Origin of the sequence: Xylanimonas oleitrophica, assembly GCF_003244315.1 — a bacterium.
GTDB lineage: Bacteria > Actinomycetota > Actinomycetes > Actinomycetales > Cellulomonadaceae > Xylanimonas_A > Xylanimonas_A oleitrophica.
Window position 1 is genome coordinate 403648 of the sequence record NZ_QKWH01000001.1, and the last position, 20299, is coordinate 423946.

Below are 20299 nucleotides of genomic sequence, written 5' to 3' on the forward strand. Positions count from 1 at the left end.
TCCACCGCATGAGCGATCCCTTGTCGTCCCCCTCCGTCCAGCCGGCCGACCCGTCCGAGCAGACCGGCACGGGGACCGGGCTGCTCGAGCGCGAGGAGACCCGGCAGGAGGTCGAGCCGGGCGACCACGAGCGCTTCGCGCACTACGTGCGCAAGGAGAAGATCATGGAGTCGGCGATGACGGGCAAGCCCGTCATCGCGCTGTGCGGCAAGGTGTGGGTCCCCGGGCGCGACCCGAACAAGTTCCCCGTGTGCCCGGTCTGCAAGGAGATCTACGACGGCCTCCGCGACCCGCAGGACGGCGAGGGCGACTCGAGCAAGTGAGCGCCCAGTCGCTTCCCGACCCCGAGCCCGACCCCTTCGACCTCTTCGCCTCCGCGCAGGAACCCGGGGACACCCCTGAGCGGTCCGCCGCCGGGACGTCCGGGGCTCCCGGCCCGCAGGGGCGCCCGGTGCCGCAGTCGCCCTCGGTCTCGGCGGCCGAGCAGCTCAGCCCGGCGTTCCCGCGGCGGGCCCCCTGGGGCACGGCGTCGAACCTGCGTGCCTGGCAGGCCGAGGCGCTGGAGCTGTACCGGTCCAGGGAGCCGCGCGACTTCCTCGCCGTCGCCACCCCGGGCGCCGGCAAGACGACGTTCGCGCTGCGGGTGGCGACCGACCTGCTGGACCGGGGCGTGGTGCGCCGCGTGACGGTGGTGGCGCCCACGGAGCACCTCAAGACGCAGTGGGCCGACGCCGCAGCGCGCGTGGGCATCCGGATCGACCCGCAGTTCAAGAACAGCCAGGGCCGCCACGGTGCCCACTACGACGGGGTGGCGCTCACGTACGCCCAGGTGGCCGCCAACCCGGCGCTGCACCGGGCCCGGACGGAAGCCGCCCCCACGCTGGTGATCCTCGACGAGGTGCACCACGGCGGCGACGCCCTCAGCTGGGGCGACGCGGTGCACGAGGCGTTCGAGGACGCGACGCGGCGCCTGTGCCTGACGGGCACCCCGTTCCGCTCGGACACCGCCCCGATCCCGTTCGTCACCTACGAGGCCGACCAGCACGGGATCCGCCGCTCGAAGGCCGACTACACCTACGGCTACGGCGACGCGCTGCGCGACCACGTGGTGCGCCCCGTGCTGTTCATGACGTACTCGGGCAACATGCGCTGGCGCACCAAGGCGGGGGACGAGGTCTCGGCCCGCCTGGGCGAGGCGATGACCAAGGACATGACGCAGCAGGCGTGGCGCACCGCCCTGGACCCGAACGGCGAGTGGATCCCGTCGGTGCTCGCGGCGGCGGACAAGCGCCTGACGGAGGTGCGCCGGTCGGTGCCCGACGCGGGCGCGCTCATCATCGCCACCGACCAGACGGCGGCCCGGGCGTACGCCGGGCACCTGGCCCGTCTCACGGGCGAGAGCCCCACCGTGGTGCTGTCCGACGACGACGGCGCCTCCGCACGCATCGACGAGTTCTCCCAGAGCGACAAGCGGTGGATGGTCGCGGTCCGGATGGTCTCGGAGGGCGTGGACGTCCCCCGCCTCGCCGTGGGCGTCTACGCGACCTCGACGTCCACGCCGCTGTTCTTCGCCCAGGCCGTGGGGCGCTTCGTGCGCGCCCGGCGCCGCGGGGAGACGGCGTCGGTGTTCCTGCCCAGCGTGGCCCCGCTGCTCGAGCTGGCGGGCGGCATGGAGATGGAGCGCGACCACGCCCTCGACCGCCCCAGGACGGCGGAGGAGGAGGGCGCCGAGTACGACCCGGAGGCCGAGCTGCTCGCTGCGGCGAACCGGGAGGAGAAGGCGTCGGGCGAGCTGCTCGGCTCGTTCGAGGCGATGGAGTCCCAGGCGTCGTTCGACGGCGTGCTCTTCGACGGCGGCCAGTTCGGCACAGGGGCCGACGTCGGCTCGGCCGAGGAGCTCGACTTCCTGGGGCTGCCCGGCCTGCTGGAGCCGGACCAGGTGGCCACGCTGCTGCGTCAACGCCAGGCCGAGCAGATGCGCGGGCGCGGCCAGGCTCAGCGCCAGATGACGGAGGCCGAGGCGGAGCTGGAGCACCGCCGGGCCGCTGCCCTGCGCAAGGAGCTCTCCAAGCTCGTCTCGGCATGGGCGCGCAAGAGCGGCCGGCCCCACGGCTCCGTGCACACCGAGCTGCGCCGCCGCTGCGGGGGCCCCGAGGTGCCCATGGCCACCGCCGACCAGCTGCAGGCGCGGGTCGAGATGGTGCGCGGCTGGTTCGTCGGCGCCAGGTGAACGTCAGGTAGGTGCCCGAAGGCGGCAGGCAGCCGTCAGCCCAGGCGGTGCTCGACCGTGGGGATGGCCGGGTCGCCCGAGGAGAGGCGGCGGGCACCGCGCGGCAGCTCCGCCCGGGAGGTCTGGTGAGTCCGGGCGGCGTTCTGCACCCCGTACGCCCCCGTCCAGCGTGAGTCGACCGCGCCCTCCATCACGAGGGGGGCCAGCAGCGGGCGCAGGTCGTCCGACTCCGGTGCCCAGGCCGCCACGAGCGCGTCCGGCCCGGTGACCAGCACCTCCTCGGTGGCGCGGCCGTCCTCACCGATGCGGCGGGCGGCCTGCTTGCGCCCGCCCTGGCTGGTCTTGTTCGCCGACGCCTTGGCGACGGGCTGGAGCACGCCGTGGGCGTCGGCGCGGGCCACCAGCTTGTAGACCATGCCGCACGTGGGCGCGCCCGAGCCGGTGACGAGGGAGGTGCCCACCCCGTAGGAGTCGACGGGCACGGCTGCCAGGGAGGCGATGGCGTACTCGTCGAGGTCGCTGGTGACGGTGATCTTGGTCCCCGTGGCCCCCAGCTCGTCGAGCTGGCGGCGCACCTCGACGGCCAGCCCGCCCAGGTCGCCCGAGTCGAGCCGGACGGCGCCCAGCCCCGTGCCCGCGGCCGCGACGGCGTTCTCGACGCCGCGCCGCACGTCGTAGGTGTCGACCAGCAGCGTGGTGCCCGGTCCCAGCGCCGCCACCTGCGAGCGGAACGCCGAGAGCTCGTCGTCGTGCAGCAGCGTGAACGCGTGGGCAGCGGTGCCGATCGTGGGGAGCCCGTACCGGTAGCCGGCCTCGAGGTTCGAGGTGCCCGCGAAGCCGGCGACGACGGCGGCACGTGCGGCCGCGACCGCGGCCTGCTCGTTGGCGCGGCGGGCCCCCATCTCCAGCACCGGGCGGTCGACCGCGGCGCTCGTCATGCGCGAGGCGGCCGAGGCGACGGCGGAGTCGTAGTTGAGGATCGACAGCACGAGCGTCTCCAGCAGCACCGCCTCGGCGAACGTGCCCTCCACCTGCAGCACGGGGGAGCCGGGGAAGAAGGTCTCGCCCTCGGCGTAGCCGAGCATGGTGCCGGTGAACCGGTAGCCGCTGAGGAAGTCGATGGTGCGGGCGTCGACCACCTGCGCCTCCTCCAGGAACGCCAGCTCGGCGTCGTCGAACCGGAAGTGCGGCAGCGCCTCCAGCACCCGCCCCGTCCCGGCGAGGACGCCGTAGCGGCGGCCGGCGGGCAGCCGCCGGGTGAACACCTCGAAGACGCAGTGGCGGTGCGCCGTCCCGTCCGCGAGGGCGGCCTGGAGCATCGTCAGCTCGTACTTGTCGGTCAGCAGCGCCGTCGAGGGGCGCAGGGCCGGGGGCACGGCGGCCGGCAGGCCGGCGTCGGGGGCGGCGGTGCCCCGCTCTGGCTCGGTCATCGCAGGGTCCAGGTGCTCGAGGCGGAAGGGTCGGTGGACACGTTAGGGCTCCGGCGGCGTCTGCGCTGGTCGAGGCCGGGATCCGGACGCCGCGGTGGACACCTGCGTGCGGGGCGCGTGCGGGCCCCGTCCTGGTCCGTAGGCTGGGGCCCGTGACCGTCACGACGTCCGGGCCCGGCTCGCAGACCGCGGAGGAGACCACCACCGAGGAGGTGGTGCGGCTCGCCGATCCCTGGGTCACGATCGTGTGGAACGACCCCGTCAACCTGATGACGTACGTGGCGTACGTGTTCGAGAGCTACTTCGGGTACTCGCCTGCCCGGGCGCGCACCCTGATGCTGCAGGTGCACCGCGAGGGCCGGGCGGTGGTGTCGACCGGGCCGCGCGAGCGCATGGAGGTGGACGTGCAGGCGATGCACGGGTTCGGGCTGTGGGCCACGATGCAGCGGTCCGACGACGCCGCCGGCGGTCCTGGTGCCGCAGCGGGCGGGGCGGGGGCGGGCGCATGACGCCGTTCCGGGCCACGCCGGCCGGCTACGAGGCCTTCTGGGAGGACGCCGAGCGCCAGGTCATCGCCGGGGTGGCCCGCGAGGTGGCGGTGATGCTGCGCGACCAGGCGGGGCTGCCCGAGCGGGACGAGGAGGACCCGCTCGGTGCCCTGGAGGCCACCACGCAGTCCACCGGCACGCCCCGGGAACCCGACGACCCCGCCGCGCGACGCCTGCTGCCGGACGCCAGCCGCCGCGACGACGACGTCTCCGCCGAGTTCCGGCACCTGACGCAGACGGACATCGCGGCAGGCAAGGTGCGCGCGCTGGAACGCTTCGCCGACCTCGTCGACGGGGGTGACGGGCGTGACGGTGCCGGCGGCGGCTACGGCGACGCGGACGACGAGGCCGACCTGGGCCTCGACGACCTCGAGGCCCTCGGCGGGGCCGACACCGTCGCCGACCTGGTCGACGACCTCGACGGCCCCGAGGACGGCGGCACCGCGCGTCCCGGCATCGTCGTCATCGGGCACGACGCCGCCCGCGACGCCGCCGCAGCCCTGACCGACGTGCGCCTGGTCGTGGCACAGCGACTGGGCCTCGACACCGACGACGACGTGGAGCTGCTCCACGACGAGGTGCTCGCCGACGTCGTCAGCGACGACCCCGTGCGCGGCCTGGACGCCGACGTGCGCCGCTACTGGGGCGGGATCTTCGTGGCCACCGGGTTCGCCCAGCAGTCCCTCGTGGAGGCCATGCTGGACGACCTGCGCGGACGGCGCCGACCCGCCTGACCGGCCCGACCGGCCGCCCCACGACCACCTTGTGGCGGCCACCACGCGTGGTGCTGGTCACCCGGACCGGAGATGACGGGACGTCAGGGCTACGCTTGCCGATCGTGAACGACGCGCCCATCGGGATCTTCGACAGCGGTGTGGGTGGCCTGACCGTCGCTCGCTCGATCCTCGACCAGCTGCCCCACGAGCAGGTGCTCTACATCGGCGACACCGCGAACTCGCCGTACGGGCCCAAGCCGCTCGCCGCCGTGCGCGCCATGGCGCTCGCCGTCATGGACCAGCTCGTCGACGACGGCGTCAAGATGCTGGTCATCGCGTGCAACTCCGCCACCGCCGTCGCGCTGCCCGACGCCCGGGAGCGCTACGAGGTGCGGCGGGGCATCCCCGTCATCGAGGTCATCAAGCCTGCCGCGCGGCGTGCCGTGGTGACGTCCCGCAGCGGGCGCATCGGCGTCATCGGCACCAAGGCCACGATCAACTCCCGCGCCTACGAGGACGCCTTCCACGTCACGCCCGGGCTGGAGATCACCACGCAGGCGTGCCCGGAGTTCGTGCCGCTGGTGGAGAAGGGCATCACCTCGGGCGAGGAGATCCTCGGCTACGCGCACGAGTACCTCGACCCGGTCAAGACCGCCGGGGTGGACACCCTCGTGCTGGGCTGCACGCACTACCCGCTGCTGACCGGCGTCATCTCCTACGTCATGGGCGAGGACGTCACCCTGGTCTCGAGCGCCGAGGAGACGGCCAAGGACGTCTACCGCACCCTGGTGGCCCACGGCCTCGAGCGTTCCCCGCAGGCCGGTGCGCCGCAGCACCGGTTCCTGGCCACGGGCCCTGCCGCCCCGTTCGAGCAGCTGGCCCGCCGGTTCCTCGGGCCGGAGGTGCGTCTGGTGGAGGCTGCCCGATGAGGCTGCGGACGCTCGGGGTCTCGGGCTCCGCCCCGCGCGCGGACTCGCCGGCGTCCTGCTACCTCGTCCAGGTGCCGGCCGCTGTCGTCGCGGCGGGGGTCGCTGCCGGCGTCGTGCCCGGCGACGTCGAGGTGCGCGACTGGAACCTCGTCATGGACCTCGGCAACGGAGGCCTCGGGCACCTGCTGCGGCACGTCGAGGTGCACGACCTCGACGCCGTGGCACTCAGCCACCTGCACCCCGACCACTGCGCCGACCTCTCGGGCCTGTACGTGCACCTGAAGTACCACCCGGTGCGCGGCTCCAGCCGCACGGGCGTCCCCACCCGCCTGCCCGTGCTGGGCCCGGCGGCCGTGGCCGAGCGCGCCGGGCAGATGTACGGGCTCGAGCCGGGCGAGACGATGGAGGGCGTCTACGACTTCCGGCCGCTGGTCGAGGGAGCCCCCGTGACGCTCGGCCCGCTCGAGCTGACCCCCTTCCGGGTGTTCCACCCGGTCGAGGCGTACGGGTTCCGGGTCACCGGCCCGTCCACCGTGCACGACGGACGGCGTGTGACGCTCGCCTACACGGGCGACACCGACTACTGCCCCGGCGTCGTCGAGGCCGCCCGCGACGCCGACCTGCTGCTGTCGGAGGCCGCGTTCGCCGAGGGGCGCGACGACGGCGTCGAGCCGGGCATCCACCTCACGGGAAAGCGGGCCGGACGGCTCGCCTCGGAGGCCGCGGTGGGCAGCCTGCTGCTGACCCACCTGCCCGCCTGGAACGACCCGCAGGTGGCGCTGGCCGAGGCCCGCACCGAGTACGACGGCCCGGTGGCCGTGGCCCAGCCCGACGGCGTCCTGGACCTGTGAGCGTGCGGGTTACCCTCGACGCGTGACCAAGGTTTCGGTGTGGGCCGCGCTCGCCTGCGACGTGCTCGTCGTCCTGGTGTTCACCGCGGTGGGCAGCGCCAGCCACGCCAGCCTCGAGCACGGGGTGGCCCACGTGGTGCTGCTGGGCGTGTCGTTCCTGCTGGCGCTGGGCGTGGGCTGGGCTGCGGCCCGGGCATGGCGCGCCCCCGCCCAGCCGTGGCCCACCGGCGTTGCCGTGTGGTTCGCCACCGTGGTGCTGGGCATCTGGTTCCGAGCGCTGCTCGTGCCCGGCGCGGGGGTCGCGGTGTCGTTCGTGCTTGTCACCGCGCTGTTCCTCGGTGCGACGATGCTGGGCTGGCGCACGGTCGACACCCTCGTCCGCCGGCGTGCCGCCCAGCACTGACGCCGCGGCGGCCCGGCTCCTCGCGAGGAACCCGGCCGCCGCGGCGTCAGGTCAGAGCGCTGCGGCCACCAGGGGCGCCAGGGCGCGGAACGCCTTGCCCCGGTGGCTGATCGCGTTCTTCTCCTCGGGGCTCAGCTCGGCCGCCGTCCGCGTGCCAGCAGCACCGTCCGGGCCGGGGGCCTGCTCGTCGGGCACGAGGACCGGGTCGTAGCCGAACCCGTGCTCCCCGCGCGGAGCACCGACCAGCACGCCGCGCATCTCCCCGCGCCGCACCTCCTCGACACCGTCGGGCGTGACCAGTGCGGCCGCGCACACGAAGCCCGCGCGACGGTGCTCCGGCACCTGGATGGCCGAGAGCTGGGCCAGCAGCAGGTCCAGGTTCGCCTGGTCGTCACCGTGCCGGCCAGACCAGCGTGCGCTGAAGATGCCGGGGGAGCCGCCGAGCACGTCCACGGCCAGGCCCGAGTCGTCCGCGACGGCGGGCAGCCCCGTCGCCCGGGCCAGGGCACGCGCCTTGATCAGCGCGTTCTCCTCGAACGTGACGCCGTCCTCGACCGGCTCGGGCGCGCCGAGCCCGCCCGCCGTGACCACGGCGTCCTCGGGCAGCGCGTCCAGCCCCGGCTGGGAGCGCAGGATCGCCACCAGCTCGACGAGCTTCTTGCGGTTGTGGGTGGCGAGGACCAGGCGCGCCCCAGCAGGAACCTCGATCGTCCCCGCGCCGGCGTCCGTCATCGCCCGAGCTCCTGCGCGAGGGCCGCCCGCTGGATCTCGGCCAGCCGCGCGTTGCCCGCCACGGCGAGGTCGAGCAGCACGTCCAGCTCCGCGCGGTCGAACGGCGCGTGCTCGGCGGTGCCCTGCACCTCGACGAACGTGCCCGAGCCGGTGACCACCACGTTCATGTCGGTGTCCGCCCGCACGTCCTCCACGTACGGCAGGTCCAGCATCGGCACGCCGTCGATGATGCCCACGCTCACCGCCGACACGGAGTCGGTGAGCACCGGCCTGCCACCCTTGACGTGCCCGTGCCGCTGGCCCCAGGCCACGGCGTCCGCCAGCGCCACGTAGGCACCCGTGATCGCCGCGGTACGGGTACCGCCGTCGGCCTGCAGCACGTCGCAGTCGAGAACGATCGTGTTCTCGCCCAGCGCCGCGACGTCGACGACCGCGCGCAGCGACCGGCCGACCAGGCGCGAGATCTCGTGCGTGCGCCCGCCCACGCGCCCCTTGACCGACTCGCGGTCCGAACGCGTGGACGTGGCCCGCGGCAGCATCGCGTACTCGGCGGTGACCCAGCCCTCGCCCGAGCCCTTCTTCCACCGCGGCACACCCTCGGTGAAGGACGCCGCGCACAGCACACGGGTACCGCCGAACTCCACGAGCACCGACCCCTCGGCGGCGTCCAGCCACCCCCGGGTGATCGTCACGGGACGCAGCTCGTCGGGGGCGCGCCCGTCGGCGCGCACGATGCCGGAGGAAGAAGCGGGGGAGGTCATGGCGCCACCCTAACCGGGCGCACCGGCCGCGCACCGGCCCGCTCTGGCCGGCCCTGCGCGGAACGTAGGGTTGAGCGGTGCACCTGATCGCCTCCGACCTCGCGTTCGCCTACCCCGGCCGGAAGGTCCTGGAGCACGTCGACGTGCGCGTCTCCGACGGCGTGCGCCTCGGCGTGGTGGGGGAGAACGGCTCCGGCAAGTCCACCCTCCTGCACCTGCTCGCCGGGCGCCTGCAACCGGGCGGCGGCGACGTGCGCCGCCAGGGCACGCTCGCGCTCGTCGAGCAGGAGCTGACACCCGCCCCCGGCGAGACCGTGGGCGACGTCGTCCGCTCGGCGCTCGCGGGCGTGCGTCAGGTGGCCGCCGAGCTCGACGCGGCGGCCGCCGCCTTCGACCACGACGCGGGAGACCTCGGGGAGCTGACCGAGCTGCTCGCCAAGGCCGACCACCTCGCCGCTTGGGACGCCGACCGCCGTGTCGACGTCGCCCTCACCCGGCTGGGGGCGCCGCGCGACCTCGACCGCGAGCTCGCCACCCTCTCGGTGGGCCAGCGCTACCGCGTGCGCCTGGCGTGCCGCCTCGCCGAGCGCAGCGACCTGCTGCTGCTCGACGAGCCCACCAACCACCTCGACGACGAGGCCATCGGGTTCCTCACCGAGGAGCTCCGCGCCTGGCGTGGCGGCGTCGTCCTCGTGACGCACGACAGGCAGCTGCTCGACGACGTCGCGACGGCGATCCTGGACCTCGACCCCTCGATGGACGGCCGGCCGGTGCTCTACGGCCAGCCGGGCTACCTGGCCTACCGGTTCGCCAAGAACCAGGCGATGCACCGCTGGCGCCAGCGGTACCGCGCCGAGCGCAAGCGGGCCCAGCAGCTCGCCGAGCGCCTCGACGCCTCCTACGAGGGGCTGAGCGACGAGTGGCGCCCGCCCAAGGGATCCCAGAAGCACCGCCGTGGCACACGGGCCCGCATCCACGTCAAGGCTGCCGACCGCCTCGTCGAGAAGCTCGAGGCCGAGGCCGTCGAGGTGCCCGTCCCGCCGCTCGAGCTCGTCTTCCCGGACCTGCCCTCGCTCTCGCCGGGCTGGGACCCGGCGCAGCCGCTGGTCGAGCTGCGCAACCCGCGCGTGGTCGGCGAGCCCGGCGCTGACGGTGCTCCGCAGGTGCGCCTCGACCTGCCCGGCACCCGCGTGGCCGTGCCGCCCGCGGGGCGGCTGCTCGTCGTCGGCCCCAACGGCACAGGCAAGTCCACGCTGCTGGCCGCGCTGGCCGGCCGCCTGCCGCTGGACCGCGGCAGCCGTACGGCCGTCGACGGCGTGCGCGTCGGCGTCGTCGGGCAGGAGAACGCGCCCATCGTGGGGCGCGGGCTCGACGACCCGCGCACCCTGAGCGGGTTCGACGCCGCGGCCAACGAGGCGCTCGCCCTGCTCTCCCGGGGCGCGCTGGACCCGGACCACGTGGTCCCCGTGGCAGCGCTCGGCCTCCTCGCGGAGGAAGACCTCGAACGGCCGCTGGCCGAGCTCAGCGCCGGCCAGCGCCGCCGGTTCGAGCTCGCGCGCACCCTCGTCGCCGCGCCGCACCTGCTCGTCCTGGACGAGCCCACCAACCACCTCAGCATCGACCTCGTCGACGAGCTCACGCGCGCCCTGGCGCGCACCTCGGCCGCCGTCGTCGTCGCCACGCACGACCGCCGGATGCGAGAGGACCTGGCCGACTGGCCGACCCTCACCCTCGGCTGAGCGGTGCCAGAACGAGCGCGCTCCTGTGCGTGCTCGCCCTGCCACGGGTCACGGCAGCCGGCCGACCCAGCCCATCGCCTGCTTGACCAGCACGCCCTGCCCGCCCACGAACTCCGACTGCACGTCCTCGCTGCACGCCTCCTCCGGCGTCAGCCAGTCCAGGTCCAGGGCGTCCTGCTGCGGACGGCAGTCGCCCGTCACCGGCACGACGTACGCCAGCGACACCGCGTGCTGACGCGGGTCGTGATAGGCCGTGATCCCCGGGGTGGGGAAGTACTCCGCCACCGTGAACGGCTGCGGCGACGTCGGCACCTGCGGCAGCGCCACCGGGCCCAGGTCCTTCTCGATGTGGCGCAGCAGGGCGTCCCGGATGCGCTCGTGGTACAGCACCCGGCCCGAGACCAGCGAGCGGGTCAGGCCCCGCGGGCCCATCCGCAGCAGCAGACCCACCGAGACCACGTCCCCGGACTCGTCCACGCGCACCGGCACGGCGTCCACGTACACCAGCGGCAGCTGGGCGCGGACCACGGCCAGGTCCTCCGGGGTCAGCCACCCGGCCGGGCGCGGGTTGTCGGGCCGCCAGTCGTCGGGCGGTGGGGGCATCTCGGCTGACGCGGTCACCCGTCGTTCCTACCACGCCACCCCCGGCCAGGCCGGGAGCACCACGGGGAATATGGGAAGGCCCACGTGCGCTGCCCATGACGTACCGACGAGAGGAAGAACCATGGCTACCGTCGAGCTCACCGACGAGACGTTCGAGAAGACCGTCACCGACAACGACATCGTGCTGGTCGACTTCTGGGCCTCCTGGTGCGGCCCGTGCCGCCAGTTCGCCCCGATCTTCGAGCAGTCCTCGCAGGAGCACCCCGACGTCGTCCACGGCAAGCTGGACACCGAGGCGCAGCAGCGCATCGCCGCCGCCGCGGGCATCACCGCCATCCCCACGCTGATGGCGTTCCGCGAGGGCATCATGGTGTTCAACCAGGCCGGCGCGCTGCCCGCGCCCGCCCTCCAGCAGGTCGTCGAGGCCGTCAAGGGCCTCGACATGGATGAGGTGCGCAAGACCCTCGCCGAGCACGAGAACGGGCACGCCGAGGCGGGCGGCCAGCCGCAGGCCTGAGCGGGCCTCCTTCGCCCGAAGACGGCGCTGCCACCCTCCGAGGGTGGCAGCGCCGTCGTCGTTCCTGACCTGCGGTGATGTCGGAGGTTCGAACTAGCGTTCTATCCATGGCTGCACGGCAGAAGTACACGTACGAGCGGTTGGCGGAAGCGGCCGCGAGCTCGACGTCGATGACGGAAGTGATGCGTCACCTGGGTGCACCCCTGCGTGGCGGGTCCATGAGTCATGTCAGCAAGCGTCTGAAGGCGCTGGGAATCGACACCAGCCACTTCCCACGCGGCCAGAAGTACTCGCCAGAGCTGCTTGCCGAGGCGGCGGCCAGCTCGGACTCGGTTGCGGGGGTCCTGCGATTTCTGGGACTGATCCAGGCGGGCGGCACGCACGCGCACATCAGCCGACGGCTCAAGGCGCTGGGAATCGACACCAGTCACTTCCGGCGGGACCAAGGTGGCCGCAAGCGCGTGAACCGCCTGGAGGCGTGCCAGGTGTTGGTGCTCGATCCGACCGCGACGAAGCGCCGGGATCCCAAACGTCTGCGTCGGGCCCTGCTCGAGATCGGTCGCGAGTATGCGTGCGAGGTGTGCGGTTGTGATGGCCGGTGGCAAGGCTTGCCTCTGACCCTTCACGTCGATCACATCAGCGGTGACTTCCGCGACAACCGCCAGGAGAACCTGCGGTTCCTCTGCCCGAACTGCCACGCCCAGACGCCGACCTTCGCCGGTTTGGGCACGGGGAGATACAGCCGGCCCACCGTCCTGCCTCGGGCGATCGACCAGGTGGTCTGAGGCGGCACGAGGGCGTCGGCCGCTGAGGTCGCCGCCCTCGTGCTCTGGTGCGCGCGACGGGACTCGAACCCGCACGCCTCTCGGCACCAGGGCCTAAACCTGGCTCGTCTCCCATTCCGACACGCGCGCGACCACAGCCTAGAGCGTGCTCAGCGTCGAGGCGGGGCTCAGGTGTCTCCGACGGGCGCCGAAGAGCCCAGGGGCATGCTGGGCCAGGGTTCAGCCGGCGTCGAGCCCGAGCGTCTTGCGCAGACGGGCCACGTGGCCCGTCGCCTTGACGTTGTACTGCGCGACGGTGACCTTCCCGTCCGGGCCCACGACGACGGTCGAGCGGATGACGCCCGTGACCTCCTTGCCGTAGAGCTTGCGCACGCCCCAGGCGCCGTACCCCTCCAGCACGCCGTGGTCGGCGTCGGACGCCAGCGGGAACGTGAGCTGGTCGCGCGCGGCGAACTTCGCCAGCTTGTCCGTGGTGTCGGGAGAGATGCCGACGACGGTGTAGCCGGCGCCCTGCAGCGACGCCAGGGAGTCGCGGAAGTCGCACGCCTGTGTGGTGCAGCCCGGCGTCATCGCGGCCGGGTAGAAGTACACGACGACGCCCTGGAGCCCCGGCTCGGCCAGCGCGGCGGAGAGCGAGAAGTCGCTGCCTTCAGCGGTGGGCAGCGTGAAGTCGGGGGCGGTGTCGCCGACGGCGAGACGGGGCACGGGTTGCTCCTCGGGGCGGGTGGGCAGGGCTGGGGGAGAGCCTAGTTGCCGCGCCCGCGTCGACTAGCGTTGGTCGCGTGAGCACCACCGCACCGCACAGCACCACCTCCTCCGGCACGACGCCGGACGTCCCCGTCCGCATGCTGTTCGACCGGCTGCTGGTGCAGCCGGAGGTCGACGCCTCGGAGCGGCAGACGTCGGCCGGCCTGGTCATCCCCGCCACCGCGCAGGGGCCCAAGCGCCTGGCCTGGGCGGTGGTGGTCGCCAAGGGGGAGCACGTGCGGCAGGTGGCCGTGGGTGACCGGGTGCTGTTCGACCCGGAGGAGCGGGCCGAGGTGGAGATCGGGGGCACGGACTACGTGCTGCTGCGCGAGCGGGACGTGCACGGCGTGAGCCAGGCCGAGACCGAGTCGGGCACCACGGGCCTGTACCTCTGAGCGCTCCGACAGGGCCTGTCGTGCAGGTCACAGGCCCGCAGCCGGTCCTCGGTTACCGCCCGGCCCCGGCCGGCTGCTAGTGTTTCTCTCCGTTGCGCGCCATTAGCTCAATTGGCAGAGCAGCTGACTCTTAATCAGCGGGTTCGGGGTTCGAGTCCCTGATGGCGCACCAGCGAAGCCCTCACCGTCAGGTGGGGGCGTCGTCGTGAGAGCAACGTTCCAGCCTCGTGCTGGTAGCGTTCCTCCTCGCGCGCCATTAGCTCAATTGGCAGAGCAGCTGACTCTTAATCAGCGGGTTCGGGGTTCGAGTCCCTGATGGCGCACAACGCACGAGAGCTTCGACGCACGAGAGCCCGGCCGGGATCGGCCGGGCTCTCGTCGTCTCCGGGGCGTGACAGGAGCGCGCAGCGGCTACGCGAGGCGCAGCGTGGTGATGCAGGTGGGCGAGCCAGGTGCCGTCTCGAACGGGACCTGGCCGGTGCGCCCGTCGTGCTCCACGGTGATGGTGCCGCTCACGTCCTGGGGCAGCCAGAAGCCTGCGAACCCGTTCGCCGCGGTCCGTGCGGTCTCCTGGAGCAGCACCTGCCCGTCGTCGTCGGTGAAGGTCACGGTGATCTCCGTGTCCGTGAGCTCTCCGCGGCACGTCGCGAGGTTGTGGAAGTAGCACTCGTGCGTGCGGTCCACGTACGGGGCCACGGAGACGTAGCGCTCGTCAGCGGGCAGTGCGAGGCGGCTCTCGGCGCCGCCCGCGTCCACCACGGTCAGCTCCTCTTCGCCCACCGACACACCCTGGTAGCCGGCGAGCGGCCGGGCGTCGCTCGAGTCCTCGAGCTGGGCGATCAGCTGCTTGACGTCGCCTCCAGGCGCCGTCGCCTGCTCTGCCGGTGGTTGCGTCGTGCAGGCGGCCAGCGAGGCGGCGGCGAGGGTGGCGGCGAGCACGGCGGCGGCAAAGGGGCTGCGGTTCCTCATCCCTCCATCCTGGCGGTGCGGTGGCGCCCGGTCGGGGGCCGATGGGCCCGTAGGGGCCGTGCCGGAGGTCAGGCGGGGGCGTGGGCTGTGCGGCCGTACCCTGGTCCGGTGCACGACCTGACCCCCGACATGCCGCCTGCGGCCGCGCAGCCCGAGCCGATGTTCCGCACCCAGCCGGTGAGCTTCGTGCGCCGTAGCGGGAGGCTCACCGCGAGCCAGCAGCGTGCGTGGGACGAGCGGCGGGACGCCTACCTGGTCGAGGTGCCACGCGCGGTGGCCCGCACCTCGGTGGACCCGGCGTGGCGGTTCGACGCCGAGGCGGTGTTCGGGCGGCGTGCGCCGCTGGTGGTGGAGATCGGCTCGGGACAGGGCGAGAACGTCGTCGAGGCGGCGGACGCGCACCCCGAGCGGGACCACCTGGCCGTGGAGGTGTATGTGCCCGGGCTGGCGCAGACGATCGTGCGCGCGGGGCAGCGCCGTGACCGTCAGGGGCTGGCGAACCTGCGCCTGGTGCAGGCGAACGCGGCCGAGCTGCTGGCCACCTCGCTGCCGGAGTCGAGCATCGACGAGCTGTGGGTGTTCTTCCCGGACCCGTGGCACAAGGCGCGTCACCACAAGCGGCGGCTGGTCACCCCTCGGTTCGCAGAGCTGGCGGCGCGGGTGCTGCGGCCGGGCGGCACGTGGCGCCTGGCCACCGACTGGGCGGAGTACGGCGAGCAGATGCTCGAGGTGGCGGAGGCGAGCCCGGCCTTCCGCAACGCGCACGGGGCAGGTGCGCGGGCCCCTCGCTTCGCCGGCCGCGTGCTGACGAGCTTCGAGCGCAAGGGGCTGGCGGCTGGGCGCAGCGTCACGGACCTGGAGTACGTACGCGTCTGACCAGGGCGCTCTCGCTGGGAGGGCCGATGCGGTCGCTCGCCGCGTGTCGGGGTGCCGTGAGCGCTCGCATCCCCGAACATCGGTCGTGACAGATGTCACGATGTGGCTTGCCTCACTGCTGATAGTCGGGCACTCTGAGGCCCCTGGACGCGTCCTGGACGTGCCCACCCCGTGCGCAGCGACGCGCACGGCGAACTGCCGACTGCAATGCCAACGGAGGCATCATGGCCGACACTTCCGACCTCGCCGGCGAGACCGACTACCAACGGGTCCAGAGATCGCCGGAGTTCCAGGACCTGCGCCGCCGGTTCCGGAACTTCGTCTTCCCGATGACGGGCCTGTTCCTCGTCTGGTACTTCGTCTACGTCCTGCTCGCCAACTACGCCCACGGGTTCATGAGCATCCGTCTCGGGGACAGCGCCATCACGGTGGGTCTCGTGCTCGGGCTCGGGCAGTTCGTCTCGACGTTCGTCATCACGATGCTCTACGCCCGCTGGGCCAACCAGAAGTTCGACACCCAGGCGGACGCGCTGCGCCGCGAGATCGAGGGGGACGTCCTGTGAGCACCGCGACCACCGCCGTCCTGGCCGCCACCGGCACCGACGTCGGCAACCCAGTCGTCAACATCGCCATCTTCGGCGCGTTCGTCGCCGTGACGCTCACGATCGTCATCCGCGTCTCGCGCCAGAACAAGTCCGCCGCCGACTTCTACGCCGGCGGCCGCAACTTCACCGGCGGGCAGAACGGCACCGCCATCGCGGGCGACTACCTGTCGGCGGCCTCGTTCCTCGGCATCTGCGGCGCCATCGCGCTGAACGGGTACGACGGCTTCCTGTACTCCATCGGGTTCCTGGTCGCGTGGCTCGTGGCCCTGCTGCTGGTCGCCGAGCTCCTGCGCAACACCGGCAAGTTCACGATGGCGGACGTGCTCTCCTTCCGCCTGCGCCAGCGCCCGGTGCGCATGGCGGCCGCGCTGGCCACGCTGCTCGTCGTCTTCTTCTACCTGCTGGCCCAGATGGCCGGTGCCGGCGGCCTCGTGGCCCTCCTGCTCGGCATCGACAGCGCTGCCGGCCAGAACCTCGTCATCGCGGTCGTCGGCGCCCTGATGATCCTCTACGTGCTGGTGGGCGGCATGAAGGGCACCACCTGGGTGCAGATCATCAAGGCCGTGCTGCTCATCGCGGGCGCCGCCGTGATGTCGCTGTGGGTGCTCGCAGAGTTCGGCTTCTCGCTCTCCGGCGTGCTGCAGGGCGCGGTCGACGCAGCAGGCCCGGGCGGTGAGGCTCTTCTCGAGCCGGGCGCGCAGTACGGCGCGACGGCGGTCTCCAAGCTGAGCTTCCTGTCCCTCGGGCTCGCGCTCGTCCTCGGCACCGCAGGCCTGCCGCACGTGCTCATGCGCTTCTACACGGTGCCGACCGGCAAGGAGGCCCGCCGCTCGGTCGTCTGGGCCATCTGGCTCATCGGCGTCTTCTACCTGTTCACGCTGGTGCTGGGCTACGGCGCCGGCGCCCTCGTCGGCCCCGAGACCATCAACGCCGCCCCCGGCGGCGTCAACTCGGCGGCACCGCTCCTGGCGTACGCCCTGGGCGGCGAGGTGCTCCTGGGCGTCATCGCGGCCGTCGCGTTCGCCACGATCCTCGCGGTCGTGGCCGGGCTGGCCATCACGGCGGCGGCCAGCTTCTCGCACGACATCTACGCCAACGTGATCCACAAGGGCAAGATGAAGGCCGACTCCGAGGTCAAGATCGCCCGCTGGACCGTGGTGGTCATCGGCGCCATCGCGATCGTGGGCGGCATCTTCGCCAAGAACCAGAACGTGGCCTTCCTGGTGGCGCTCGCGTTCGCCGTCGCGGCGTCCGCGAACCTGCCCACCATCGTGTACTCGCTCTTCTGGAAGCGGTTCAACACCGCGGGCGCGCTGTGGAGCATCTACGGCGGCCTGGCGTCCTGCATCCTGCTGATCACGCTGTCGCCCACGGTCTCCGGATCGGAGACGGCGATGTTCCCGAACGTGGACTTCGCGATCTTCCCGCTCACCAACCCGGGGCTGGTCTCGATCCCGATCGGGTTCCTCGCGGGCATCGTGGGCACCTTCCTGTCGAAGGAGAAGCCGCACCCGGAGAAGTTCGCGGAGATGGAGGTGCGGTCGCTGACCGGCGCCGGCTCGGAGCGTGCCGTCGTGAACCACTGACGACACGCCCCGTCAGGGGGAAGGGGAGGGCGGGCGGCCCGGCACGGTCGCCCCCCCTCTCCGCGCCCGGCCAGGTGTGCGGAGCTGGTGCCCGTGTCCCGGGGCGGCAGGAGCGGCGGGTCCGGCGCGCCCCGCGCCGTGCGGGGTGGCCCCCTCCGGGGGGACGATGCCTGCATGACGCAGCGCGAGCAGGTCGGCAGCCAGAGCGGCGAGCAGGGCAGCGAGCAGTTCGAGGAGACGTACGACGTCGTGGTCGTCGGCGGCGGACCGGTGGGGGAGAACGCCGCCGACCGCGCCGGGCGCACCGGCCTGTCGGTCGCGCTGGTGGAGGGCGAGCTGGTGGGGGGCGAGTGCTCCTACTGGGCCTGCATGCCCTCCAAGGCGCTCCTGCGGCCCGGCGCGGCCCTGGCCGCCGCCGCGCAGGTCCCCGGCCTCCAGGGGACGCTCCAGGGCGTGCACGTGGACGCGGACGCGGTGCTCGCCTGGCGTGACCAGGTCACGAGCGACTGGGACGACACCGGCCAGGTGGGCTGGCTGGAGTCCGCCGGGATCACGCTGGTGCGCGGCCACGCCCGGCTCGCCGGAGAGCGGCTGGTGCGGGTCGAGGCTCCCGAGGTGGGCGCTCCCTCGCCTGACGGCGTGGTGGACGACGCCGCCACCAGGTCCGCCGACCGTGCCCGGACGCGGCTGCTGCGCGCCCGCCGGGCGGTCGTGGTCGCCACGGGCAGCGTGCCTGTCCTGCCGGACGTGCCGGGGCTGGCGGAGGCGGCCCCGTGGAGCAGCCGGGAGGCCACCGGGGCGGACCGCGCGCCCGCTTCGCTGGTGATCGTGGGTGGCGGCGTCGTGGCCACCGAGATGGCCACCGCCTACGCCGACCTGGGATCGCACGTGACGCTCCTGGCGCGCAGCGGGCTGCTCTCGGCCGCCGAGCCCTTCGCGGGGGAGCTCGTCGGCCAGGCGCTGCGGGACGCGGGGGTGGACGTGCGGCTGGGCGTGGAGGTGCGCCGCGTGGACCGGGCGGCGCCCGGAGAACCCGTCACGGTGACGTTCGCCGCCCGGGAGGGCGAGCCCCGCGAGGAGCAGGTCGAGGCGGAGGAGATCCTGGTGGCCACGGGCCGGGTGGCCCGAACGTCCGACCTGGGCGTGGACGCCGTCGGGCTGGAGCCCGGCCAGCCGCTCGCCGTGGACGACACGATGGCCGTGCTCGACGTCGCGGCCGGGTCTGAGGGGCCGTGGCTGTTCGCGTGCGGTGACGTCACGGGCCGCACCCAGACCACGCACCAGGGCAAGTACCAGGGGCGGGTCGCCGGGGACGTGATCGCTGCCAGGTTCGGGGACGGCCGTGACGGCGTCCCGACGGCGGGCGAGACCCCGCCGGCGGCGGGGCACGAGGCGCGCCCCTGGTCCCGGTACGCGGCCACCGCCGACGCCGTGGCGGCGACCCAGGTGGTGTTCACCCGTCCGCAGGTCGCCTGGGTGGGCCCCACGGAGCGGACGGCTCGCGAGCAGGGCCTGCACGTCCGCGCGGTCTCCTACGAGCTGGGGGACGTCGCGGGCGCCACCGTCACCTCGCCCGGGTACGCCGGGCGAGCGCAGGTGCTCGTGGACGTCGAGCGCCGCATCGTGGTGGGTGCCACCTTCGTCGGGCCGGACGCGGGCGAGATGCTGCACGCGGCCACGGTCGCCGTCGTCGGGCAGGTGCCGCTGGAGCGGCTGTGGCACGCGGTGCCGGCCTACCCGACGGTCAGCGAGGTGTGGTTGCGGTTCCTGGAGTCGTACGGGCTGTAGCCGGCGCCGACCGGCAGTGCGTCAGTCGGTGGCGAGCGAGCCGTCGGAGCTGAACACGAGCCCCAGCGTGATCTCGCCGCTGCGCAGCGCCGCCTTGGTGAGCGGACCGCCCGCGTCGAGCGAGCGGAAGTCGCTGAAGGTGAGCCCGTAGGTCTCCTCGAGCCCCGGCTGGCAGAACGGCCGCTCGGTGCACTCCGGACCGGCGCCCAGCACCAGCCCCTCGCAGGCATCGGCGAGGTCGGAGAGCGTCGTCAGGTCGTGCTCCTGGGCGAACGCCTGGGTGACGGCGAACGCGTTCTGGTCCTGCGCGGCCGACGGCGCGCCGAAGGTGAGCCCCACCTGCTGGCCGAGGGAGGTCAGGGCGTCCACGGTGGCGTCCAGGTCGCCGCTGGCCACGGGCTCGGCGTCGGCGCCGTTGACGTCCCTGTTGATGAACTCGGCCAGGGTGCCGACGTACTCGGGCACGACCTGCACCTGGTCGCCCGCCTCGAGCGCCGGCAGGTACGTCTCCCGGTTGCCGATGGTCACGACGTCGGCCTGGTAGCCCGCCTCGCGCAGCACGGCGGCGTAGATGTTGCCGAGCGTGGCGCTCTCGGCGAAGTCGGCGGCGCCGACCTGGACCGCGGCGCCCTGGGCGGGGCCGGTGACGCCCGGCGTGATGCCGGCCGAGGCCACCCACTCCGCGGCGACCTCCTGGGAGCTGCGCCGGTCGACGTCGACCGCCTTGTTGAGCGAGATCAGCGCGTCCGTGTCGAGAGCGGCCGAGACCTGGTCGAGCAGCGGCACGAGCCCGGGGTCGGCGGCCGCGGCCTCGGCGTTGACCGCCGGGATCACGTTGTCGACCGTCTGGAGGTGCTGGTCGTCCTCGAGCACGACGAGCTGGTCGCCGGGCACGGGCTCGCACGTCGCCGTCACCGGAGCCTGGGCGCCGGTGCCGCCCGGGCTGGGGGAGGCGCCCTGGGAGGAGCCGGGAGCCCCGCAGGCACCGGCCAGCAGGAGGGCGGCCGCGGAGGCGGCGAGGGCGAGCGGACGGCGGGCAGGGTGGGCGTTCATCGTCGGCTCCTGGTCCGGGGCAGGGGTGCAGGCGCC

At 73.5% G+C, this 20299-nt stretch carries 22 protein-coding genes and 3 tRNA genes; 17 read left to right on the plus strand and 8 right to left on the minus strand.

The features are described from left to right. Positions 1 to 8 precede the first annotated feature (8 nt). Both DNL40_RS01880 and DNL40_RS01885 read left to right on the plus strand, forming a co-directional pair. Positions 9 to 323 (plus strand): DUF3039 domain-containing protein, encoded by a 315-nt coding sequence (locus DNL40_RS01880; protein ID WP_111249517.1) that lies wholly within the window; start codon positions 9 to 11, stop codon positions 321 to 323. Next, a complete protein-coding gene (locus tag DNL40_RS01885; RefSeq protein WP_111249518.1) occupies positions 320 to 2230 on the plus strand; it encodes a DEAD/DEAH box helicase in 1911 nt (636 codons plus the stop codon). The genes DNL40_RS01880 and DNL40_RS01885 overlap by 4 nt, the downstream gene beginning before the upstream one ends. Before the next feature lie 35 nt (positions 2231 to 2265). On the opposite strand, the gene DNL40_RS01890 is transcribed toward DNL40_RS01885, so the two are convergent. After that, positions 2266 to 3660 (minus strand): nicotinate phosphoribosyltransferase, encoded by a 1395-nt coding sequence (locus DNL40_RS01890; protein WP_111249519.1) that lies wholly within the window; start codon positions 3658 to 3660, stop codon positions 2266 to 2268. A gap of 152 nt (positions 3661 to 3812) precedes the next feature. On the opposite strand from DNL40_RS01890, the gene clpS reads away from it, so the two are divergent. The 5 genes from clpS (at position 3813) to DNL40_RS01915 (ending at position 7107) form a co-directional block, all read left to right on the plus strand. Beyond that, positions 3813 to 4169 (plus strand): ATP-dependent Clp protease adapter ClpS, encoded by a 357-nt coding sequence (clpS, locus tag DNL40_RS01895; protein WP_111249520.1) that lies wholly within the window; start codon positions 3813 to 3815, stop codon positions 4167 to 4169. Next, positions 4166 to 4942, plus strand: coding sequence for a DUF2017 family protein (locus tag DNL40_RS01900; RefSeq protein WP_111249521.1), 777 nt, complete (start codon positions 4166 to 4168; stop codon positions 4940 to 4942). The genes clpS and DNL40_RS01900 overlap by 4 nt, the downstream gene beginning before the upstream one ends. A gap of 104 nt (positions 4943 to 5046) precedes the next feature. Further along, positions 5047 to 5853 (plus strand): glutamate racemase, encoded by an 807-nt coding sequence (gene murI, locus DNL40_RS01905; RefSeq protein ID WP_111249890.1) that lies wholly within the window; start codon positions 5047 to 5049, stop codon positions 5851 to 5853. Continuing rightward, positions 5850 to 6704, plus strand: a complete 855-nt coding sequence (locus tag DNL40_RS01910) for an MBL fold metallo-hydrolase (protein WP_111249522.1) — start codon at positions 5850 to 5852, stop codon at positions 6702 to 6704. Before murI ends, DNL40_RS01910 begins: the two co-directional genes overlap by 4 nt. Positions 6705 to 6726: 22 nt before the next feature. Further along, the gene (locus tag DNL40_RS01915; protein WP_111249523.1) at positions 6727 to 7107 is read left to right on the plus strand and encodes a DUF3054 domain-containing protein; all 381 of its coding nucleotides are present in this window, start codon (positions 6727 to 6729) and stop codon (positions 7105 to 7107) included. Positions 7108 to 7158: 51 nt separating this feature from the next. Here DNL40_RS01915 and rdgB read toward each other — a convergent pair whose 3' ends face one another. Further along, a complete protein-coding gene (gene rdgB / locus DNL40_RS01920) occupies positions 7159 to 7839 on the minus strand; it encodes an RdgB/HAM1 family non-canonical purine NTP pyrophosphatase (protein ID WP_111249524.1) in 681 nt (226 codons plus the stop codon). After that, a complete protein-coding gene (gene rph, locus DNL40_RS01925) occupies positions 7836 to 8600 on the minus strand; it encodes a ribonuclease PH (protein ID WP_111249525.1) in 765 nt (254 codons plus the stop codon). The genes rdgB and rph overlap by 4 nt, the downstream gene beginning before the upstream one ends. A gap of 77 nt (positions 8601 to 8677) precedes the next feature. On the opposite strand from rph, the gene DNL40_RS01930 reads away from it, so the two are divergent. Then, the gene (locus DNL40_RS01930) at positions 8678 to 10339 is read left to right on the plus strand and encodes an ABC-F family ATP-binding cassette domain-containing protein (protein ID WP_111249526.1); all 1662 of its coding nucleotides are present in this window, start codon (positions 8678 to 8680) and stop codon (positions 10337 to 10339) included. 48 nt (positions 10340 to 10387) lie between these two features. Here DNL40_RS01930 and DNL40_RS01935 read toward each other — a convergent pair whose 3' ends face one another. Further along, positions 10388 to 10960, minus strand: coding sequence for an NUDIX hydrolase family protein (locus tag DNL40_RS01935; RefSeq protein WP_111249527.1), 573 nt, complete (start codon positions 10958 to 10960; stop codon positions 10388 to 10390). Between the two features lie 103 nt (positions 10961 to 11063). Here DNL40_RS01935 and trxA point away from each other — a divergent pair, with 103 nt between their 5' ends. Together trxA and DNL40_RS01945 are read left to right on the plus strand one after the other, a co-directional pair. Further along, entirely contained in the window at positions 11064 to 11459 is a 396-nt protein-coding gene (gene trxA, locus DNL40_RS01940) for a thioredoxin (protein WP_111249528.1), read from the plus strand. A gap of 107 nt (positions 11460 to 11566) precedes the next feature. After that, on the plus strand, positions 11567 to 12244 hold the full coding sequence (locus DNL40_RS01945; protein WP_111249529.1) for an HNH endonuclease: 678 nt from the start codon (positions 11567 to 11569) through the stop codon (positions 12242 to 12244). Between the two features lie 45 nt (positions 12245 to 12289). Here the strand turns inward: DNL40_RS01945 and DNL40_RS01950 are convergent. Continuing rightward, positions 12290 to 12373 (minus strand) — tRNA-Leu (locus DNL40_RS01950). Between the two features lie 90 nt (positions 12374 to 12463). Continuing rightward, a complete protein-coding gene (locus tag DNL40_RS01955; RefSeq protein WP_111249530.1) occupies positions 12464 to 12949 on the minus strand; it encodes a peroxiredoxin in 486 nt (161 codons plus the stop codon). A 140-nt stretch (positions 12950 to 13089) separates the two neighbouring features. Here DNL40_RS01955 and DNL40_RS01960 point away from each other — a divergent pair, with 140 nt between their 5' ends. The 3 genes from DNL40_RS01960 to DNL40_RS01970 all read left to right on the plus strand — a co-directional run bounded on the left by DNL40_RS01960 (position 13090) and on the right by DNL40_RS01970 (position 13709). Next, positions 13090 to 13386 (plus strand): GroES family chaperonin, encoded by a 297-nt coding sequence (locus DNL40_RS01960; RefSeq protein ID WP_111249891.1) that lies wholly within the window; start codon positions 13090 to 13092, stop codon positions 13384 to 13386. Between the two features lie 96 nt (positions 13387 to 13482). After that, positions 13483 to 13558: transfer RNA gene (locus tag DNL40_RS01965), tRNA-Lys, on the plus strand. 78 nt (positions 13559 to 13636) lie between these two features. Further along, a tRNA-Lys gene (locus DNL40_RS01970) sits at positions 13637 to 13709 on the plus strand. A gap of 88 nt (positions 13710 to 13797) precedes the next feature. Here DNL40_RS01970 and DNL40_RS01975 read toward each other — a convergent pair. After that, positions 13798 to 14355 (minus strand): CueP family metal-binding protein, encoded by a 558-nt coding sequence (locus DNL40_RS01975; RefSeq protein ID WP_111249531.1) that lies wholly within the window; start codon positions 14353 to 14355, stop codon positions 13798 to 13800. Positions 14356 to 14484: 129 nt separating this feature from the next. Between DNL40_RS01975 and trmB the strand changes: the two genes are divergently transcribed. The 4 genes from trmB to DNL40_RS01995 all read left to right on the plus strand — a co-directional run bounded on the left by trmB (position 14485) and on the right by DNL40_RS01995 (position 19210). Beyond that, the gene (gene trmB / locus DNL40_RS01980; protein ID WP_111249892.1) at positions 14485 to 15231 is read left to right on the plus strand and encodes a tRNA (guanosine(46)-N7)-methyltransferase TrmB; all 747 of its coding nucleotides are present in this window, start codon (positions 14485 to 14487) and stop codon (positions 15229 to 15231) included. Between the two features lie 224 nt (positions 15232 to 15455). After that, positions 15456 to 15794, plus strand: a complete 339-nt coding sequence (locus tag DNL40_RS01985; protein ID WP_111249532.1) for a DUF485 domain-containing protein — start codon at positions 15456 to 15458, stop codon at positions 15792 to 15794. Beyond that, a complete protein-coding gene (locus DNL40_RS01990) occupies positions 15791 to 17422 on the plus strand; it encodes a solute symporter family protein (RefSeq protein ID WP_245885579.1) in 1632 nt (543 codons plus the stop codon). The genes DNL40_RS01985 and DNL40_RS01990 overlap by 4 nt, the downstream gene beginning before the upstream one ends. Before the next feature lie 174 nt (positions 17423 to 17596). Then, positions 17597 to 19210, plus strand: coding sequence for a dihydrolipoyl dehydrogenase family protein (locus DNL40_RS01995; protein ID WP_111249533.1), 1614 nt, complete (start codon positions 17597 to 17599; stop codon positions 19208 to 19210). Positions 19211 to 19231: 21 nt separating this feature from the next. Here DNL40_RS01995 and DNL40_RS02000 read toward each other — a convergent pair whose 3' ends face one another. Continuing rightward, entirely contained in the window at positions 19232 to 20263 is a 1032-nt protein-coding gene (locus tag DNL40_RS02000; RefSeq protein ID WP_111249534.1) for a glycine betaine ABC transporter substrate-binding protein, read from the minus strand. Between the last annotated feature and the right edge of the window lie 36 nt (positions 20264 to 20299).

Excerpts from the sequence above, each read along its gene's own strand:
- rdgB (WP_111249524.1), bottom strand. The coding sequence starts at position 7,839 with ATGACGGACGCCGGCGCGGGGACGATCGAGGTTCCTGCTGGGGCGCGC.
- DNL40_RS01995 (WP_111249533.1), top strand. The coding sequence starts at position 17,597 with ATGACGCAGCGCGAGCAGGTCGGCAGCCAGAGCGGCGAGCAGGGCAGC.
- trxA (WP_111249528.1), top strand. The coding sequence starts at position 11,064 with ATGGCTACCGTCGAGCTCACCGACGAGACGTTCGAGAAGACCGTCACC.
- DNL40_RS01960 (WP_111249891.1), top strand. The coding sequence starts at position 13,090 with ATGCTGTTCGACCGGCTGCTGGTGCAGCCGGAGGTCGACGCCTCGGAG.
- rph (WP_111249525.1), bottom strand. The coding sequence starts at position 8,600 with ATGACCTCCCCCGCTTCTTCCTCCGGCATCGTGCGCGCCGACGGGCGC.
- DNL40_RS01910 (WP_111249522.1), top strand. The coding sequence starts at position 5,850 with ATGAGGCTGCGGACGCTCGGGGTCTCGGGCTCCGCCCCGCGCGCGGAC.
- trmB (WP_111249892.1), top strand. The coding sequence starts at position 14,485 with ATGCCGCCTGCGGCCGCGCAGCCCGAGCCGATGTTCCGCACCCAGCCG.
- DNL40_RS01900 (WP_111249521.1), top strand. The coding sequence starts at position 4,166 with ATGACGCCGTTCCGGGCCACGCCGGCCGGCTACGAGGCCTTCTGGGAG.
- DNL40_RS01985 (WP_111249532.1), top strand. The coding sequence starts at position 15,456 with ATGGCCGACACTTCCGACCTCGCCGGCGAGACCGACTACCAACGGGTC.
- DNL40_RS01890 (WP_111249519.1), bottom strand. The coding sequence starts at position 3,660 with ATGACCGAGCCAGAGCGGGGCACCGCCGCCCCCGACGCCGGCCTGCCG.
- DNL40_RS02000 (WP_111249534.1), bottom strand. The coding sequence starts at position 20,263 with ATGAACGCCCACCCTGCCCGCCGTCCGCTCGCCCTCGCCGCCTCCGCG.
- DNL40_RS01945 (WP_111249529.1), top strand. The coding sequence starts at position 11,567 with ATGGCTGCACGGCAGAAGTACACGTACGAGCGGTTGGCGGAAGCGGCC.
- DNL40_RS01975 (WP_111249531.1), bottom strand. The coding sequence starts at position 14,355 with ATGAGGAACCGCAGCCCCTTTGCCGCCGCCGTGCTCGCCGCCACCCTC.
- DNL40_RS01880 (WP_111249517.1), top strand. The coding sequence starts at position 9 with ATGAGCGATCCCTTGTCGTCCCCCTCCGTCCAGCCGGCCGACCCGTCC.